The organism is Microbispora sp. CA-135349, assembly GCF_050947365.1.
Taxonomy (GTDB): Bacteria; Actinomycetota; Actinomycetes; order Streptosporangiales; family Streptosporangiaceae; genus Microbispora.
Map to the genome: position 1 here is coordinate 3875203 of NZ_CP192001.1, position 17830 is coordinate 3893032.

Annotated in this window: 14 protein-coding genes and 3 pseudogenes; 13 read left to right on the forward strand and 4 right to left on the reverse strand. The window is 72.0% G+C overall.

The window, feature by feature from the left end; genetic code table 11:
• Positions 1–182 precede the first annotated feature (182 nt).
• Positions 183–380, forward strand: a pseudogene (locus tag ACQPZZ_RS17970) (ATP-binding cassette domain-containing protein); the annotation flags it as partial.
• A gap of 107 nt (positions 381–487) precedes the next feature.
• On the opposite strand, the pseudogene ACQPZZ_RS17975 reads toward ACQPZZ_RS17970, so the two are convergent.
• Positions 488–640, reverse strand: a pseudogene (locus ACQPZZ_RS17975) (transposase); the annotation flags it as partial.
• Positions 641–693: 53 nt separating this feature from the next.
• Between ACQPZZ_RS17975 and ACQPZZ_RS17980 the strand changes: the two are divergent.
• The 5 genes and pseudogenes from ACQPZZ_RS17980 to ACQPZZ_RS18000 all read left to right on the forward strand — a co-directional run.
• Positions 694–762, forward strand: a pseudogene (locus ACQPZZ_RS17980) (helix-turn-helix domain-containing protein); the annotation flags it as partial.
• A gap of 406 nt (positions 763–1168) precedes the next feature.
• Positions 1169–1480, forward strand: a complete 312-nt coding sequence (locus ACQPZZ_RS17985) for an RNA-guided endonuclease InsQ/TnpB family protein (protein WP_432933474.1) — start codon at positions 1169–1171, stop codon at positions 1478–1480.
• 109 nt (positions 1481–1589) lie between these two features.
• Positions 1590–2333 carry an ATP-binding cassette domain-containing protein gene (locus ACQPZZ_RS17990; RefSeq protein WP_432933476.1) on the forward strand — a complete coding sequence of 248 codons (744 nt, stop codon included), beginning with the start codon at positions 1590–1592 and terminating at the stop codon, positions 2331–2333.
• A complete protein-coding gene (locus tag ACQPZZ_RS17995; protein WP_432933478.1) occupies positions 2330–3184 on the forward strand; it encodes an ABC transporter permease subunit in 855 nt (284 codons plus the stop codon). Before ACQPZZ_RS17990 ends, ACQPZZ_RS17995 begins: the two co-directional genes overlap by 4 nt.
• A 111-nt stretch (positions 3185–3295) precedes the next feature.
• Complete coding sequence (locus ACQPZZ_RS18000) at positions 3296–3664, forward strand: cupin domain-containing protein (RefSeq protein WP_432933480.1); 369 nt, start codon at positions 3296–3298, stop codon at positions 3662–3664.
• A gap of 46 nt (positions 3665–3710) precedes the next feature.
• Here ACQPZZ_RS18000 and ACQPZZ_RS18005 read toward each other — a convergent pair whose 3' ends face one another.
• A complete protein-coding gene (locus tag ACQPZZ_RS18005) occupies positions 3711–4418 on the reverse strand; it encodes a sulfotransferase family protein (protein WP_432933482.1) in 708 nt (235 codons plus the stop codon).
• A 415-nt stretch (positions 4419–4833) separates the two neighbouring features.
• On the opposite strand from ACQPZZ_RS18005, the gene ACQPZZ_RS18010 reads away from it, so the two are divergent.
• The 4 genes from ACQPZZ_RS18010 to ACQPZZ_RS18025 all read left to right on the forward strand — a co-directional run bounded on the left by ACQPZZ_RS18010 (position 4834) and on the right by ACQPZZ_RS18025 (position 12506).
• Positions 4834–7194, forward strand: coding sequence for an extracellular catalytic domain type 1 short-chain-length polyhydroxyalkanoate depolymerase (locus tag ACQPZZ_RS18010; RefSeq protein WP_432933484.1), 2361 nt, complete (start codon positions 4834–4836; stop codon positions 7192–7194).
• A gap of 309 nt (positions 7195–7503) precedes the next feature.
• On the forward strand, positions 7504–9060 hold the full coding sequence (locus tag ACQPZZ_RS18015) for a serine/threonine protein kinase (protein WP_432933486.1): 1557 nt from the start codon (positions 7504–7506) through the stop codon (positions 9058–9060).
• A gap of 210 nt (positions 9061–9270) precedes the next feature.
• The gene (locus ACQPZZ_RS18020) at positions 9271–11271 is read left to right on the forward strand and encodes an erythromycin esterase family protein (protein WP_432933488.1); all 2001 of its coding nucleotides are present in this window, start codon (positions 9271–9273) and stop codon (positions 11269–11271) included.
• Positions 11272–11519: 248 nt separating this feature from the next.
• A complete protein-coding gene (locus tag ACQPZZ_RS18025) occupies positions 11520–12506 on the forward strand; it encodes an alpha/beta fold hydrolase (RefSeq protein WP_432933490.1) in 987 nt (328 codons plus the stop codon).
• Positions 12507–12573: 67 nt separating this feature from the next.
• Here ACQPZZ_RS18025 and katG read toward each other — a convergent pair whose 3' ends face one another.
• Both katG and ACQPZZ_RS18035 read right to left on the reverse strand, forming a co-directional pair.
• Complete coding sequence (gene katG, locus ACQPZZ_RS18030; protein WP_432933492.1) at positions 12574–14805, reverse strand: catalase/peroxidase HPI; 2232 nt, start codon at positions 14803–14805, stop codon at positions 12574–12576.
• 33 nt (positions 14806–14838) lie between these two features.
• Positions 14839–15276, reverse strand: a complete 438-nt coding sequence (locus ACQPZZ_RS18035; RefSeq protein WP_363637286.1) for a Fur family transcriptional regulator — start codon at positions 15274–15276, stop codon at positions 14839–14841.
• A gap of 224 nt (positions 15277–15500) precedes the next feature.
• Between ACQPZZ_RS18035 and ACQPZZ_RS18040 the strand changes: the two genes are divergently transcribed.
• The 3 genes from ACQPZZ_RS18040 to ACQPZZ_RS18050 all read left to right on the forward strand — a co-directional run bounded on the left by ACQPZZ_RS18040 (position 15501) and on the right by ACQPZZ_RS18050 (position 17760).
• The gene (locus ACQPZZ_RS18040) at positions 15501–15803 is read left to right on the forward strand and encodes a hypothetical protein (protein WP_363637288.1); all 303 of its coding nucleotides are present in this window, start codon (positions 15501–15503) and stop codon (positions 15801–15803) included.
• A 151-nt stretch (positions 15804–15954) separates the two neighbouring features.
• Positions 15955–17370 carry an MFS transporter gene (locus tag ACQPZZ_RS18045; protein ID WP_432933495.1) on the forward strand — a complete coding sequence of 472 codons (1416 nt, stop codon included), beginning with the start codon at positions 15955–15957 and terminating at the stop codon, positions 17368–17370.
• Positions 17371–17391: 21 nt separating this feature from the next.
• Complete coding sequence (locus ACQPZZ_RS18050; protein ID WP_432933497.1) at positions 17392–17760, forward strand: MmcQ/YjbR family DNA-binding protein; 369 nt, start codon at positions 17392–17394, stop codon at positions 17758–17760.
• The last annotated feature ends 70 nt before the right edge of the window (positions 17761–17830 follow it).

Genomic DNA, 17830 nt, shown 5'->3' on the forward strand with positions numbered 1-17830 from the left:
CGTGAAGGAGGGCCGCTACAGCCACCCCTTCCTGTGAAGTCCACCCTGCACCGCCCCCCTGCCGGGCGGACAGCCGCCGGCCAGCGAACGGGCAGCGAGGGGACAGTCCCGGTTGCGAGTGTCAAGCCGCGGCCCCGCGGGGGCCGCGGCACACCGGCACACTCGCAGCGAGAAGGTTCCTCATGATCGAAGCGCACGGGCCGACCAAGCGCTACGGTGGCAAGGTCGCCGTCGACAACCTGAGTTTCACCGTCAGGCCCGGCGTCGTCACCGGCTTCCTCGGCCCGAACGGAGCCGGCAAGTCGACCACGATGCGGATGATCCTCGGCCTGGACGCCCCCAGCGCCGGGCAGGCCACCGTCAACGGCCGCCGCTACCGGATTCGTCCGCAGTGCTCCGGCCTTCAGGCCGGGGGTGAAGCGGACTGTCCCGCGTAGCGGGGCAGGGAAAGCCGATTCGCCGTCAGGCGGATCGGCGTCTTAGCGGATCAGACCGGGCGGTTGTGGTGCTCGGTGTACTGGCGCAGGACGCTGATCGGTGCGCCGCCCACGCTCCCGGCGAAGTGGGAGCCCGACCACAGCGTGTTCGCCCGGTAGTAGTGGCGGGCCAGTTCGGGGAACTCGGTCCGCAAACGCCGTCCCTGCGTGCCCTGACTCTCCGTACGCGCCCATCAACGGATGGTGAAACCTTGGTGTGCGGCTTCGGTACAACTTCCGCCTCTCTCCGGCCCCCGCCCAGCAGGTCGCGCTGGCCCGGGCGTTCGGGTGCGCGCGGGTGGTGTTCAACGACGGGCTGCGCCTGCGGCGGGAAGGCCACGCCGCCGGGTTGCCGTACATCTGCGACGGGGAGTTGTCCACGCGGGTCATCACGCAGGCGAAGAAGACCTCGGAACGCTCGTGGCTGGGCGAGGTGTCGGCTGTGGTGTTGCAGCAGGCGCTGGCGGACCTGAACTCCGCCTACCGGAACTTCTTCGCCTCGATCGGGGGGAAGCGGAGGGGGCCGAAGGTGGCCCCGCCCCGGTTCCGGTCCCGCGAGGACACTCGGCAGGCGATTCGCTTTACCCGCAACGCCCGGTTCTGCATCACCACGGGCGGGAGGCTGCGCCTGCCGAAGATCGGCGAGGTGCCGGTTCGCTGGTCCAGGTGCCTGCCCGCCGAACCATCCGTCGGTGACGGTGGTCAAGGACGGGGCCGGGCGGTACTTCGCCTCGTTCGTGGTCGAGGTCGCCGAGCGGCCCCTGCCGCCGGTCGAGTCCGAGACGGGGATCGACCTGGGGCTGTCGGCCTTCGCCGTCCTGTCGGACGGGCGGAAGATCGACTCGCCGCGTTTCCTGCGCCGGGCCGACAAGAAGCTCAAGCGGCTCCAGCGGGCGCTGTCGCGCACGGCCAAGGGGTCGAACAACCGGGCCAAGGCACGCCTGGCGGTGGCCCGCCAGCCGCTGGACGGGCGGACAGGCTCAACGCCTGTGGAGCGCGGGTAAGACCAGGCCCCGGCCTGGCACAGCGCGAGGAAGCAGGAAGCCTCAGAGGTGCCGCATGATGCGGCACGGGCTGAATCCCCGGCCTTCAGGCCGGGGAGCGCGTCAAACCTTGCACGCGGCACCGCTCCACGAGGTCGGCGCGCTGCTGGAGGCCAGGGCGGTCCACCCCGGAAGGTCGGGCTACGACCACCTGCGCGCCCTGGCCGCCACCACCGGCATCTCGCGGCGGCGCGTCGACGAGGTGATCGACCTGGTGGGTCTGGGTGAGGTGGCGCACAAAAGGGTCGGCGGTTTCTCGCTCGGCATGGGCCAGCGGCTGGGCATCGCGTCCGCGCTGCTCGGCGACCCGGCGACGCTGATCCTCGACGAGCCCGTCAACGGCCTCGACCCCGAGGGCATCCTGTGGATCCGCACCTTGCTCAGGAGGCTGGCCGCCGAGGGACGCACGGTCTTCGTGTCGTCGCACCTGATGAGCGAGATGGCGCTGACGGCGGAGCAACTGATCATCGTCGGCCGGGGGCGGCTGATCGCCGACGTTCCGGTGGCGGACGTCGTCCGCGGCTCCTCCCGCCCGACAACGCGCGTCCGGTCTCCACAGGCCGACCGGCTGCGCGACCTGCTGGCCGGTCCTGACGTGACGGTCACCGGCGACGGGACCGGCGTCCTCGACGTGCACGGCCTCGGCGGCGAGGCCGTCGGGCGGATCGCCGCGCGGCACGGCGTGACCCTGTACGAGCTGACCCCGGTGCACGTGTCGCTGGAGGAGGCGTTCATGGAGCTGACCCGCGACGCGGTCGAGTATCACGGCGTCACCGGCCACGGCCCGGCCGGTGCGGAAAGGAGTGCGGCATGAGCGCCGCGAACGTCACTGCGAACGTCGCTGTGAACGTCACCGGGCCCCGGGGTACGGCCGGGCCGGCGGTGGACCGCCACCGGGTCACGCAGGGCCGGGTCCTGCGGTCCGAGTGGATCAAGCTGTGGTCGCTGCGGTCGACCGTGTACACCCTCGTCGCGGCGGTCGGGACGACGATCGGGGCGGGAATCCTGCTCTGTGCGTTCCTGGCGGGTCAGGCGGCACTGCCCGGTTCGCGGCACGACGCCCTGTTCGATCCGGCGGGCGCCAGTCTGCGCGGAGTGTCCCTCGCCCAGCTCGCCGTCGGCGTGCTCGGCGTACTGCTGGTCACCGCCGAGTACTCCACCGGCATGATCCGCGCCACGCTGTCCGCGGTGCCTCGCAGGCTCCCGGTCCTGTGGGCCAAGGCGGGCGTGTTCGGCGTCGTCGCGGCCGTCCTGATGATCGCGGCGTCGGCGGCGGCCTTCCTGTGCGGCCAGGCGGTCCTGGGGGAGCGGGGCACCACTCTCGCGGCGGACGGCGTCGCCCGCGCCGTCGCCGGGGCCGGGCTGTACCTGACGGTCGTGGGGCTGCTCGGGGTGGGGCTCGGCTTCATCCTCCGCAACACTGCGGGCGCCGTCGCCACGCTGTTCGGGTTGCTGCTGGTGCTGCCGACCCTCGGCGAGGTGCTGCCGACCGGCTGGGCCAGGCACGTCGTGCCCTATCTGCCGCCCAACGCCGGTCAGGTGATCATGTCCGTGCATCCGGCGCCCGGCGACCTGGCGCCGTGGACCGGGTTCGCGGTCTTCTGCGGCTACGCCGCGGCCACGATCGCCGTCGCTGCGGTCCTGCTGAAGCGCCGCGACGCCTGACCGGCCGCTCGGGCCGGGGCGTACGCGCGGATCGCGACGGCGCCGGCCGGCGGAGAGCGTCGGGGTGAGCCGATGGAGGCGCGCACCTGCCCCGGCCCTACACTTCCGCAGATGAAAAGCGACAAATCGTTCATTGGAACCCCGCGTGTGGTGCACGCGGCGGCCCTGGCCGACGCCGACCTCGACGCGGACCCGCTCGACCCCGCCCAGATCGTGTCCGGCGCTCCGGAGGTCCGTCATCTGGAGCTGGCGTCGGGCACGGACCTGGCGGTGGGCGTCTGGCAGCACGGGCCGGGCGTGAGCACCGACACCGAGGCGGACGAGGTCTTCGTCGTGCTCGGCGGCAGCGCGACGATCGAGGTCGAGGACGGGCCGGTGCTCGACGTGGGCCCCGGGGACGTCGTCCTGATGCCCGCCGGCGCACGCACCGTGTGGACGGTGCACGAGACCCTCCGCAAGGTGTACGCGGTGCGCACCTGACCACCGCACGGCGTCCCGGCCGCGAAGGACGCGCGTCGGCCGGTCGTCAGCCTCCGGGCGGGAAGGGCACGTGGACGCGGCCCTCGGTGTGCATGAGCTCGAACATCCTGCGCATCGACGCGGCGTCGTTGAGATGCGGGAACGGGCCGTCCGGGGGAGCGGCGACGCCGAGGAAGGCGCACAGCGGTCCCCATCCCTCGCGCACGTCGAAGACCAGGAGCCGTTCGGCGGGAAGAGCGGCACGCACCGCGGCGACGTGCCGGTGATAGGCCGCGACCGCCCGGTCCTCGTCCGGTACGCGACCGGGCCGCCAGTCTTCCTCGAAGACCGACCTGCCGATCCGCTCGAAGAGCGGCCGGAGGCGTGTCATCGCGGCGACGACGGGACGGACGGCCTCGGGCGCATCGTCCTCCCGCATCGGCCCGCGGGCACTGAGCGAACCCAGCACCCGGAAGCTGGCATACCAGCTGTCCGGGTCGCGGACCGTGAGGACGACCTTGGCGCCCGGGTAGGCCCCCGCCAGCTCCCGCCAGAAGAAACTGGCGGGCCAGTCCACGCAGGACCGGAAGCCCGCGAAGACCCGTTCCCAGCTGAGCGGCCCGCCCGAGCCGGCCGGCAGCCACCGCTCGGCGAGCTCCGGGTGACGCAGGATCTCGAAGGTGTGGTAGCAGGGCCCGAAGCCGAGCCGTTCCAGGGCCGCCTTCGTCGATGTCGTCCCGGTGCGCGGCAGTCCCGCGCCGATGACCTCCAGCATGTCCAGGCTCCCGTCGTCGCCGCGGCCGCGCCGGCGCGGCCCGCGTGGTCCCCGCCGGTCCGGCCCGCGCGCCGGCCGGACCGGGCTCCGCGGAACATGCCCGCCCGGGGGCCGTTTTCACGGTGTGCCGCCCCTCCGAGCGACTGCAACCTTTCGGCTTTTCTATGAAACTTTCCAGCTCTCGGCATCTCGGACTGCTGGGTGGTGCTTCTGACCTGCCTCTCCGTCGCCGGGTGGATTCCCCGTACACCTGTGGCTTGAGGGGCTGAAAAGTTTCAGGCACTCTTCGAAAACATTAAACGCGCCGGATCCGGGCGCGGCCGATGTCCGGGATGTCGGAGCGGTACGGGGAGCCCGATCTCGGGTGGCATGGCCACACGTCCGGATCGGCGCAACCGGAGGAAGGACAGCTCACGTGAGACGACGCATCGTGGCCTTACTGGCCGCCGTGCTGATGCCCGTGGTCGCGGCGACCACGTTGCTGGTCACCCAACCGGCCGCCGCGGCCTCGCTGACCCGGGTGACCGGCTTCGGCAACAACCCGAGCAACCTGAACATGTACATCTACGTGCCGGACCGGGTGGCCGCCCGGCCCGCGCTGCTGGTCGCCGTCCACTACTGCACGGGCACCGCGTCGGCGCTTTTCGGCGGATACTTCCGCGACTACGTCACCGCGGCCGACCAGTACGGGTTCATCATCGTGTTCCCGGAGGCCACGCGCAGCGGTCAGTGCTTCGACGTGTACTCGCCGCAGGCGCTGAAGCGGGGCGGCGGCAGCGACCCGGTCGGCATCATGTCGATGGTCGACTACGCCAAGTCGCGGTACAACGTGGACCCCGGCCGCGTCTACGTCAGCGGCGTCTCCTCAGGCGCGATGATGACGAACGTGCTTGCGGCCGAATATCCGGACGTCTTCGCGGCGGGCTCGGCCTTCATGGGCGTCCCGGCGGGCTGCTTCGCCACCACCGACGGCTCCACCTGGAACAGCCAGTGCTCCGGCGGGCAGAGCATCAAGTCCGCCCAGCAGTGGGGTGACCTGGCCCGTTCGATGTACTCCGGCTACAGCGGCTCCTACCCGCGCATGCAGTTGTGGCACGGCACCACCGACACCACGCTCGCCTATCCCAACTTCGGCGAAGAGATCAAGCAGTGGACCAACCTCCACGGCGTCAGCCAGACGCCGGCGTCCACCGACAGTCCCTCGTCGGGCTGGACCCGCAGCCGGTACGGCAGCACCGGCACCCAGCCGCCGGTCGAGGGCGTCAGCGTCTCCGGACAGGGCCACTCGCTGCCGCTCAACGGCATGATCTCCTATGCGATCGACTTCCTCGGTCTCAACAACACCACGCCGCCCTCGCCGTCGCCGTCGCCCTCGCCTCCGGACAACCCGTCGCCGAGCCCGTCCCCGAGCCCGTCGGCAGGCCCGACCGGCGGCCCGCCGGCCTCGACCCTCGGCGCGGCCGCGGCCCGCAGCGGCCGTTATTTCGGTACGGCGATCAGCGCGAACAAGCTGGGCGACTCGAACTACACCACGATCGCGAACCGTGAGTTCAACATGATCACGGCTGAGAACGAGATGAAGCCCGACGCCACCGAGCCGCAGCCGGGGCAGTTCAACTTCACCAACGCCGACCGGATCTACAACTGGGCCGTCCAGAACGGCAAGCAGGTCCGCGGCCACACCCTGGCCTGGCATCAGCAGCAGCCGAGCTTTTGGGGGCAGCTGTCGGGCAGCTCGCTGCGCCAGGCGATGATCAGCCACATCAACGGCGTCCTGTCCCACTACAAGGGCAAGATCCCCTACTGGGACGTGGTCAACGAGGCCTTCGACGACAACACCGGCGGCCGCCGCGACTCCAACCTCCAGCGCACCGGCAACGACTGGATCGAGGTCGCCTTCCGCACCGCGCGGGCCGCCGACCCCGCGGCCAAGCTGTGCTACAACGACTACAACATCGACAACTGGTCCTGGGCCAAGACGCAGGGCGTCTACAACATGGTCAAGGACTTCAAGGCCCGCGGCGTGCCCATCGACTGCGTCGGACTCCAGGGCCACTTCAACAGCGGCAGCGCCTACAACAGCAACTACCGCACCACCATCTCCAGCTTCGCCGCGCTCGGCGTCGATGTGGCGATCACCGAGCTGGACGTCGAGGGCGCCTCGGCCACCACCTACGCCAACATCGTCAACGACTGCCTGGCGGTCTCCCGCTGCGTCGGCATCACCGTGTGGGGAGTACGCGACAGCGACTCCTGGCGATCGAACCAGACCCCGCTGCTGTTCGACGGCAACGGCAACAAGAAGGCCGCCTACACCTCGGTGCTGAACGCCCTCAACGCCGCCACGCCGAACACCTCGCCCAGCCCCACCCCACCGGTCAGCCCGAGCCCGAACCCCCCGGTCAGCCCGAGTCCCACCCCGCCGGTGAGCCCGAGCCCGACCCCGCCGGTGAGCCCGTCGCCCGAGAACTCGCCGGAGCCGGGCGGATGCAGTGCGACGATCCGTACGGTGAACTCCTGGCCGGGCGGATTCCAGTCCGAGGTCACGGTCCGCGCCGGCGGCTCGGCGGTCAGCGGCTGGACGGTGAACTGGAGCTGGTCCGGCTCCCCGTCCATCACCCAGTTGTGGGGCGGCCTCAAGTCCGGATCCGGCGCCTCGGTCTCCGTGCGCAACGAGTCGTGGAACGGCACGCTGGCCGCCAACGGCACCACCACCTTCGGCTTCGTCGCCAACGGCAGCGCGGAGACGCCGACCCTGACGTGCGGCGCCTCCTGACCGGTGGAACCGCGATGACGCGCTCCTGACCAGGAGGAGCGTGCAGGGGCACCCCCGCCACCCGCGGGGGTGCCCCGCAGACGAGACCGCGACCGGCGGCGGCCGGTTCGCGGGCCGCGGCCGTTCTCCGGCCTGTGCCGCCTGTGTGGCACCTCCGCCACGATCGCGACCGCCGGCCCGTCCGGTCCACCGCGCTTCACACGAACCCGTTCTGCCACGGTTTCCGGGCATCACTCCGAACCCGGTCAGGTCGTCGATCTCCAGCGGGATACTGGAAGTCCCGTACGTGTCCCCGCCCCCCGGAGAGTCATGCCCCAGCCGCTGGAGCCGAGCGACCCCGCACGCCTGGGCTCCTACCGCATCACCGGCAGGATCGGCGAGGGAGGACAGGGCGTCGTCTACCTCGGCGAGTCGGAATCGGGCGAGCTCGTCGCCGTCAAGCTCTTCCACACGCGGCTCGGCCGGGACGCCCCGGCCCTCGAGAGCTTCTCCCGCGAGGTGGAGGTCGCCCGCCGAGTGGCCCGGTTCTGCACGGCCCAGGTGCTGGAGTCCGGCATGGAGGGCGGCCGGCCGTACATCGTGAGCGAGTACGTCCAGGGGCCCGCGCTGAACCAGGTGGTGGCCGCGCGGGGGCCGTTGTCGGGCGGCGCGCTCGAACGGCTCGCCATCGCCACGGCCACCGCTCTGGTCTCCCTGCACGACGCCGGGGTCCTCCACCGGGACTTCAAGCCGCAGAACGTGCTCATCGGACCGGACGGGCCGCGGGTCATCGACTTCGGGATCTCCCGTGCCCTCGCCGCCACGAGCACGATGACCAGCCAGGTCGTCGGAACGCCCGCCTACATGGCGCCCGAGCAGTTCACCGCGGGCGAGCTCGGTTTCGCCCTCGACGTGTTCGCCTGGGCGTCCACCATCGTGTTCGCCGCCACCGGCCGCGCGCCGTTCGGCGCCGACGCGATCCCCGCCATCATCAACAGGATCCTGCACCGGGAACCCGACCTGGAGGGGATAGAGGCGCCGCTGCGCGACCTGCTCGCCGGGTGCCTCGCCAAGGACCCGGGACGGCGCCCGACCGCCCGGGAGATCCTCGACCGCCTCGTCCGTCCACATCACGATCCGCGGGCCGCGGCGGCGGCGCCGGTCGCACCCGCCGGTCCTGCGGGGCCGTCCCGCGGGCCGGGCCCGGTCACCGTGCCGGGTGGCGGCCGGCGCCGCCGGGTCCGGGCGGCGGTCGCCGCGGTGGTCTTGGCAGTGGCGGTCACGGCGGCCGCCGCCGTGGCGCTGCTGCCGTCCGTGCGTCTGCCGACCGGGGGGAGCGGCGCCGCCGCGACGGAGCGAGCGGCGGCGGCGGGCACGGCCCCGGCCGCCTCCCCGGCCACCTCCCCGGCCGCCGACGACGCCTCCGTTCCGTCGGGTGCCCCGTCGCCCACCGCCGCCTCGCGATCCGCGTCACCCGCCTCCTCGCACCGGCCGCGGGTGAGCCCGTCCACGGCCAGGCCGGACACCACCCGGCCGGCCCCGACGAGGACGGTCACCGCACGGCCGACCGTCCGCCGCTCGAAGACGACCGCGCCGGTCCCGGCGGACTCTCCGGCGTCGAAGCCGGCGAAGCCCTCGCCCACGCCGGCCAGGCGGCTCGCGGAGTTGGGCCCCGGACACTTCACCGACTATTGCGTGAGCCTCGGCTGGGAGTGGGTCGAATACCGCGAGACGCCCGCGCCCGGCGCGTACTGCGTCAAGCGGAAGGGCGACACGATGTATCTCAGCCAGGGGCAGCGTGACGCCGGCTGCCGCTGGCGATACCACGACCAGCGGGCCTTCCACCGGTTCAAGGGCAAGTCGAACTACTGCTACACGTACCGCTGACCGCCGGCCGGCCCCGCCTCGCGGCACTACGCGAGGCGGGGGCAGAGCCGCAAACCCGTGCCTGCGGGTGTGCACCCCGGACGACATGCGGACGAAGCAGTGCAGGGACATGGACGAGGAGCTTCGGAGCTCGAGCGACGACGAGTGATCACGTCGTGTTTGCGCCGGTCGGACGGGGGTATGCGGCTGCGCGACCGGGAGGCGAGGCTCATGACTGATCGCCTGTTTTCGGATCGCCGGGACGCGGGCCGGGTGCTCGCGGGACTCCTCAACCACTACCGTGGGCTGCCCGGCGTCGTCGTTCTCGGTCTGCCGCGCGACGGCGTGCCGGTGGCGTACGAGGTGGCGACCGCACTGGGCCACCCGCTCGACGTGTTCCTGGTGCGCAAGCTCGGCACGCCCGGGCGCGAGGAGCTCGCGATGGGAGCGATCGCCGGTGGCGGAGTGATCGTGCTCGACGAGGACGTCGTGCGCGGGCTCGGTCTCCGGTCCGACACCGTCCGGCAGGTCGCCGAACGGGAGGCCCGCGAGCTGGCGAGGCGGGAGCGGAGCTACCGGGGCGACACGCCGGCCACGGATCTGCGCGGCAAGATCGTCATCGTGGTCGACGACGGTCTCGCGACCGGGGCGAGCATGCGCGCCGCCGTCCGCGGGGTCCGGCGGCGGGAGCCGGCCCGGATCGTGGTCGCCGTGCCCGCCGCGCCCGAGTCCACCTGCCAGGAGCTGTCCGCTCTGGTGGACGAGGTCGTCTGCGCGACCACGCCCACGCCGTTCTTCTCGGTGGGGGAGTCGTATTGGCACTTCACCCAGACCGCCGACGAGGAGGTGCGCAGACTCCTCCGCACGGCGGCCTCGGCGCGGGCCGGAGCCCCGCCCGCCAGGACCGACCTCGCGATCCTCCGCTCGGTGCTCGCGCCCGCGCAGGACGGCGTCCCGCCGGACGAGGTGCTGTTCGGCATCGTCGGCGACGCGCGGTTCGTGCTCATCGGCGAGGCGTCGCACGGCACCCACGAGTTCTACGCCGCGCGTGCCCGGATGACGCGGCGGCTCATCGAGGAGAAGGGCTTCGTCGCCGTGGCGGTGGAGGCCGACTGGCCCGACGCGTACCGGGTGAACCGGTACGTCCGCGGGCGCGGCGACGACGCGACCGCCGAGGAGGCGCTGCGCGGCTTCCGGCGCTTCCCCGCGTGGATGTGGCGGAACGCGGACGTGCTGGAGTTCGCCGGGTGGCTGCGCGAGCACAACGAGCGGCTCGGCGAGCGGGCGCGGGCCGGGTTCTACGGGCTCGACCTCTACAGCCTGCACCGGTCGGCCGACGAGGTCGTCGCGTACCTGGAGGAGGTGGACCCGGGCGCGGCGGAACGGGCCCGCGAACGCTACTCCTGTTTCGACCACAGCGACGGAGACGACGGGCAGGCGTACGGCTTCGCCGCGGCCTACGGCGCCGGGGAGTCGTGCGAGCGGCGGGTGATCGACCAGCTCGTCGACCTCCAGCGCAACGCGCTGCGCTACCAGCGGGCACAGGGACTGCTCGGCGAGGACGAGTTCTTCCACGCCGAGCGGAACGCCGCGGTGGTGGCGGCCGCGGAGCGGTACTACCGCACGATGTTCGGCGGCCGGGTGTCGTCGTGGAACCTGCGCGACCGGCACATGGCCGACACCCTGTTCGCGCTGGCCGAGCACCTCGGCTGGCAGCGCGGCGAGCCGGCGAGGATCGTGGTGTGGGCGCACAACTCCCATCTCGGCGACGCGCGGGCGACGGAGATGGGCGCGCGCGGCGAGCTCAACCTCGGCCGGCTGGTGCGCGAGCACAACCCGGAGGACTGCCGGCTCATCGGCTTCACCACCTACACCGGCACCGTCACGGCGGCCGACGACTGGGGCCGCCCGGCCGAGCGGAAGAACGTGCGGCCGGCGCTGCCGGGCTCGGTCGAGGAGCTGTTCCACGAGGTCGGGCACAAGGAGTTCGTGGTCGACCTCGCGCGTGCGGCCGGCGCGGCCGACCTGCTGCGCAGGGCGCTGCTCGAACGGGCCATCGGCGTCGTCTACCGTCCCGGCACGGAGCGGCAGAGCCACTACTTCCAGACCCGCCTGCCCGACCAGTTCGACGCGGTGATCCACATCGACGAGACCGGCGCGCTGGAGCCGCTGGAGCGTACGGCCCGCTGGGAGCGCGGAGAGGTCCCCGAGACCTACCCGGTGGCGGTCTGAGACCCGGACGGCGGGGGCGGAGGAGCGACGGCACGCGGAGCGACTCCTTCCGGCCGGAGAACCTGTTCCCGAGTCCCCTGTGTGGTCGCCGTGCGGCCGGCTCGGCGAACCTTCAGGGGGCCGGTCGCCTCGACCGGCCCCCTGACGTGGCGCCGGGAGCGATTTGCCGGACCGGCAACACGATTCGCGGCGGCGCCACGGTCCGGCGGATGATCCTCACAGGAACCACCAGGAACTTTGGAGGATCGATGGCGCAGCCCGCTCCCGCCGCGGCGGTCACACATCGTCTGGTCTCGTCTCCCGCCGGTCGCATCCACGTGGTGGAGCAGGGCTCCGGACCGCTGGTGCTGCTGGTGCACGGGTTTCCCGAGTCCTGGTATTCGTGGCGCCACCAACTGCCGGTGCTGGCCGCGGCCGGTTACCGGGCCGTCGCCCTGGACGTCAGGGGTTATGGCCGCTCCTCCAAGCCCGGGGACGTGACCGCGTACCGGATGCTGGAGCTGGTCGAGGACAACGTCGCGGTCGTGCACGCCCTGGGCGAGCGGACCGCGGTGATCGTGGGCCACGACTGGGGCGCGACCATCGCCGCGAACTCCGCCCTCGTGAGGCCCGAGATCTTCCGCGCGGTCGGTTTGCTGAGCGTGCCGTACGCTCCGCGCGGCGGGCCGCGGCCCAGCGAGGTGTTCGCGCGGATGGGCGGGGAGGAGGAGTTCTACGTCGGCTACTTCCAGGAGCCCGGCCGGGCCGAGAGCGAAATCGAGCCGGACGTCCGCGGCTGGCTCGCCGGCTTCTACGCCGCCCTGTCCGCCGACACCATGCCCTCCGCCGGTGCCCCGGACCCGCACTTCGTGTCCCGGGGCGGAAGGCTGCGCGACCGCTTCCCCTCCGGCCGGCTGCCCGCCTGGCTCGGCGCGGACGATCTCGACACGTACGCGGCGGAGTTCGAACGGACCGGCATGACCGGGGCGCTGAACCGCTACCGGAACATGGACCGGGACTGGGAGGACCTCGCCGGTTTCGACGGTGCCCCCATCACACAGCCGTCGCTGTTCATCGGCGGCGCGCTGGACGCCTCCACCACCTGGATGGCCGACGCCGTCGCGGCCTACCCGGTCACGCTGCCGGGCCTGGTCTCCTCGCGCGTACTCGACGGCTGCGGCCACTGGATCCAGCAGGAACGCCGAGACGAGGTCAACGACATCCTGACCGGCTGGCTCGCCTCCCTGCATGCGTGAGTGGGCCGCCTGAAAAGGCGAACGTCCGGGCCGGCCCGTGTGGGCCGGCCCGGACGTCATGTCATGCTCAGACCAGGTCGAACCGGTCGAGGTTCATCACCTTGTCCCACGCCTTGACGAAGTCCTGCACGAACTTCTCCTTGGCGTCGTCGCTGGCGTAGACCTCCGCGACCGCGCGCAGCTCGGAGTTCGCCCCGAAGACGAGGTCGGCCCGGCTGCCGGTCCACTTGACCTCGCCCGTGGCGGCGTCGCGGCCCTCGAACGTGCTCTGGTCCTCCGAGGTCGACTTCCACTCCGTGCCCAGGTCGAGCAGGTTGACGAAGAAGTCGTTGGTCAGGACCTCGGGGGTCTCGGTGAAGACGCCGAGCTTCGACTGCTGGTGGTTGGCGCCCAGGACGCGCAGGCCGCCGACGAGGACCGTCATCTCCGGGGCGCTGAGGTTCAGCAGGTTCGCCCGGTCGACCAGCAGGTATTCGGCCGGCAGGCGGTTGCCCTTCCCGTAGTAGTTGCGGAACCCGTCGACGGTCGGCTCGAGCGCGGCGAACGACTCGACGTCCGTCTGCTCCTGCGACGCGTCCACGCGACCCGGCGTGAAGGGGACCTCCACGTCGACGCCCGCGTCCTTGGCGGCCTTCTCGACGGCGGCGCACCCGCCGAGCACGATCACGTCGGCGAGGGAGACCTGCTTGCCACCGGTCTGGGCGGCGTTGAACGACTGCTGGACGCCCTCCAGGGTGCGCAGCACGGTCGCGAGCTGGTCGGGGTCGTTGACCTCCCACCCGATCTGCGGCTGCAGACGGATGCGCGCGCCGTTGGCGCCGCCGCGCTTGTCGCTGCCGCGGAAGGACGCGGCCGACGCCCACGCGGTCGACACGAGCTGGGAGACCGACAGGCCCGAGTCGAGGATCTTGCCCTTGAGGGCGGCGATGTCGCCGGCGTCGACGAGCTCGTACGTCCGCTCCGGCAGCGGGTCCTGCCACAGCAGCACCTCGGAGGGGACCTCCGGGCCGAGGTAGCGCGCGACCGGGCCCATGTCGCGGTGGGTCAGCTTGAACCACGCACGGGCGAAGGCGTCCGCGAACTCGTCGGGGTTCTCGAGGAAGCGCCGCGAGATCTGCTCGTAAATCGGGTCGAACCGGAGCGCGAGGTCGGTCGTCAGCATCGTCGGGGCGTGACGCTTCGACGGGTCGTGGGCGTCGGGGACGGTGCCCGCCCCGGCGCCGTCCTTCGGCCGCCACTGGTTGGCGCCGGCGGGGCTCTTGAACAGCTCCCACTCGTAGCCGAAGAGGACCTCGAAGAAGGTGTTGTCCCACGTGGTCGGGGTGGGCGTCCAGGTGACCTCGAGACCGCTGGTGATCGTGTCGCCGCCCTTGCCGGTGCCGTAGCTGTTCTTCCAGCCCAGGCCCTGCTGCTCGATGGGGGCGGCCTCGGGGTCGGGGCCGACGTTGTCGGCGGGACCCGCGCCGTGGGTCTTGCCGAAGGTGTGACCACCCGCGATCAGGGCGACGGTCTCCTCGTCGTTCATCGCCATGCGGCGGAACGTCTCACGGATGTCGCGGGCCGCGGCGATCGGGTCCGGGTTGCCGTTCGGGCCCTCCGGGTTGACGTAGATGAGGCCCATCTGGACCGCGGCGAGTGGGTTCTCCAGCTCACGGTCGCCGCTGTAGCGCTCGTCGCCGAGCCAGGTGGTCTCCGGGCCCCAGTAGACGTCGTCGTCGGGCTCCCAGGCGTCCACCCGGCCGCCGGCGAAGCCGAAGGTCTTGAAGCCCATCGACTCCAGGGCGACGTTGCCGGTGAGGATCAGGAGGTCGGCCCAGGAGATCTTCTTGCCGTACTTCTTCTTGACCGGCCACAGCAGGCGGCGGGCCTTGTCGAGGTTCCCGTTGTCCGGCCAGCTGTTGAGCGGGGCGAAGCGCTGCTGGCCCGAGCCGGCGCCGCCGCGGCCGTCGCTGATGCGGTAGGTGCCCGCGCTGTGCCACGCCATGCGGATCATGAGCGGGCCGTAGTGGCCGAAGTCGGCGGGCCACCAGTCCTGCGAGGTCGTCAGCACCTCCGCGATGTCCCGCTTGACCGCCGAGAGGTCGAGGGACGAGAACGCCTCGGCGTAGTCGAAGTCCTCACCGAGGGGGTTGGCCACGGCGGGGTTCTTGGCGAGGATCTTCAGGTTGAGGCGCTCCGGCCACCACTGGTGGTTGGCGCTGCCCTGAGTCGGATGCGGGGCGCGCGTGTGCGCGACCGGGCAGCCGCCTTCGCCCTCCGTCTTCGGGTCGACAACGATTGCGTCGTGGTTCTCAGTCAAGGCAATCCTTCTGCACTAGGCGGATCATGGGGCTCAGGTAGTGCGGGCGTTCGAACAGCCGGGGCACAGGCCCCAGTAGATGACGTCGGCCTCGTCGATCGTGAAGCCGTGGTCGTCGGACGCGGTCAGGCACGGCGCCTCACCGACCGAACAGTCGACGTCGGCGACGAGACCACACGATCGGCACACGACGTGGTGGTGGTTGTCGCCGACACGGCCCTCGTACCGGGCCGGGCTGCCGGCCGGTTCGAGGCGGCGTACGAGTCCCGCCGCGGTGAGGGCGTGGAGAGCCTCATACACGGCTTGCAGGGAGACATGGCCCACGCGATCGCGCACCCCGGAGGCGATCGTCTCGACGTCGAGGTGGTCACCGCTGCGGACGGTCTCGAGCAGTGCGACGCGGGCGGCCGTCACCCGAAGGCCGGCCCCGCGCAGTTCCTCGGCGGTGGTCGGGGTCCTGGGCGCGATCATGGCGTTCACCATACAGCCATAAACACGATTGATTCAAGAGAGTGAATGAACCAAGCTTATGGCCGCCTCAGGTAACGACCGTCCGGCTCGCGGCGGTCCGGCGTGCCGCGCCCGGGTAGATCCTCCCGTCGGCTTGCGCAAAAGCCGGTCGAGGTACCGCCTCCGGCGTACGCGTGAGGGTACCTACGCACCAGTCCGCGGTTCTCGGAAAGGGGAATCCCCCCATGTCCACAACGATCAAGCACCACCCGCACACGGAACACGATCATCATCATGGGGCCGAATGCGGCCATGTCGCGGTGCCGCACGGCGACCACGTGGACTACGTCCACGACGGCCACCTGCACCGGGTTCACGAGAACCATGTCGACGAATGCGAGGTGAGCGGGCACGTCGTCCACGACGCGCACGACCACGAGCACGGGCCGGGGTGCGGGCACGTGGCCGTGCCGCACGGCGACCACGTCGACTACATCCACGACGGGCACCACCACATGCACCACGACGGTCACTGGGACGACCACTAGGCGAACACTCTCCGGCCGGGGCTTCCCCGCGAAGAGCGGACGACGCGGCCGGTGTTCGCGGCTCCGCCTGCCGTTCGGGCGGGGCAGTGCCGGCTGAGCCGTCCCATGCGGTCCCCACCTGCGGGGATAGGCTGGGTGCAGGGGTCGGAGGATGCGTGGTCTGCTGCGGGAATCGCGCCGCCCCCACCGCGTGCGCGAGCATCCGTACGCCCCCTGGTTCGCGGTAGGCGCGGTGTGCATCGGCGCGTTCATGGGACAGCTGGACGCGAGCATCGTCACCCTGGCCTTCCCGGCGCTGGAACGGGAGTTCGGCGCCTCGCTGGCGGCCGTGCAGTGGGTGTCCCTGGGCTATCTGCTGGTGCTGGTCGCGTTGCTGGCCGGGGCCGGAAGGCTCGCCGACGTGGCCGGCCGCAAGCTGGTCTACCTCTACGGCTTCGTCGTGTTCACCGCCGCCTCGGCCGCCTGCGGGCTGGCGCCGTCCCTGGCGGTGCTGGTGGCCGGCCGGCTGGTGCAGGCGGCGGGCGCGGCGATGCTTCAGGCCAACAGTGTGGCCCTGGTCGTGTCGAGCGTCCCCCGGGCGCGGATGCGGACCGGCCTGGGCATGCAGGCGGCGGCCCAGGCACTCGGACTGGCCCTGGGGCCTGCCCTCGGCGGGGTGCTGGTCGCCACGGCGGGATGGCGGTGGGTGTTCTGGATCAACGTGCCGGTCGGCTGCGCGGCCGTGATCGCCGGACGTTACCTGCTGCCGCGCACGCGGCAACGGGGGAGGGGCGGCCGCTTCGACTGGCCGGGACTGGTCCTGCTCGCGGCCTCCACCAGCGCCCTGCTGCTCGCCGCCTCCGTGCTCTCGGGCCTGGACCTGCCGTCCTGGTCGGTGCCCGTCCTGCTCACCGCCGCCGCCGGGGCCGCGATCGGCTTCTGGCGGTGGGAGGCGCGGGTCCCGTCCGCGCTCATCGACACCGTCCTGCTCCGCGGCCGCGTCGTCACGGCGGGGCTCGCCGGTGCGCTGGGCGGCTACCTGGTGCTGTTCGGCCCGCTGGTGTCGATCCCGCAGGTCCTCGTGGCCGGTGGGACCGGCGAGCTGGTCGCCGGCCTGGTCCTGACGGCGCTGCCCGGGGGCTTCGCGGCGAGCGCCCTGATGGGCGACCACCTGTTGCCCCGTGTCTGGGGCGACCGGCGCAGGTGCGTCGTCGGCGCCGTGGCGGCGGCCGCCGGCTGCGCGCTGCTGGCCGCGGATCCCGCCGCCGAGGGCTGGGCCGGGGCCTGCCTGGCGCTGACAGGCGCCGGTCTCGGCCTGTTCGTGCCCGCCAACAACACCGCCGTCATGGCCGCAGTCCCCGAACGGGTGTCGGCCACAGCCGGCGGCATGGTGAACATGGCCCGGGGCATCGGCACGGCGCTCGGCATCGCCGCGGTGACCCTGGCCCTGCATCTCGCGGGAGTCTCCCACGAGGCGGGCGGCCGCGCCGCGGCGGCCATCCTGGCGGCGGTGGCGCTGCTCGCCGCCCTCACCGCTTCGAGCCGGGTGGTGGGGCCTGGGGGCGGCCCCTACCCTGGTCGGTCATGACGATTGTGCGAAGGGGCCCGCGTGAGCGATGAGGATGTGGCGGCCCGGCTCCGGGAGATCTGCCTGAGCCTGCCGGAGGCCGTGGAGAAGCCGTTCGGGGGCCACACCGCGCCCTCGTACCGGGTCGGCGACAGGTTGTTCGCGATGACCGGTGAGGACGGGCGGTCGCTGACGTTCAAGGCCGGGCCGGGGGTGCAGGAGGCACTCGTGACCTCGGATCCGGAGCGTTTCTTCGTCCCGCCGTACGTCGGCCGCAACGGCTGGGTGGGCGCGCGCCTGGACGCCGAGCAGGACTGGGACGAGATCGCCGGGCTGATCGAGGACAGCTATCGGCTGATCGCTCCGAAACGCCTGGTCCGGCTCCTCGGCGAACCGCCGGCGAACGCCTGACCATCGGCGGCCCCGCACCCCCCGCAGGCGCGAGCGACCTGTATTCGGACCGGGCGATGTTCAGTCGCAG